Source organism: Streptomyces lancefieldiae, from assembly GCF_031845825.1.
Taxonomy (GTDB): domain Bacteria; phylum Actinomycetota; class Actinomycetes; order Streptomycetales; family Streptomycetaceae; genus Streptomyces; species Streptomyces lancefieldiae.
Map to the genome: position 1 here is coordinate 1 of NZ_JAVRFH010000461.1, position 244 is coordinate 244.

Here is a 244-nt window from a genome sequence, read left to right on the forward strand (position 1 = left end):
TTCTATTCGACGGTGGAGGCCGGTGTCGTGGATACGGCGTCGTTGGATGCGGAGTACTGGTTCCGGAATCTGCGTCGGCCGGTGCGGTTCCAGGAGACGGTGGAGCGTCTCCTGGCTGATGGTTTCGGGGTGTTCGTGGAGGCCGGCGCGCATCCGGTGCTGACGGGTGCGGTGCAGGAGACGGCGGAGTCCGTGGGCCGGCAGGTGTGTGCGGTGGGTTCGCTGCGCCGTGGTGAGGGGGGTC

The 244-nt window shown here is 68.0% G+C and carries 1 protein-coding gene; it reads left to right on the forward strand.

The features are described from left to right. Positions 1 to 244 (forward strand): acyltransferase domain-containing protein (locus RM812_RS42950; protein ID WP_311586569.1); only part of this gene is annotated, 244 nt, incomplete at both ends.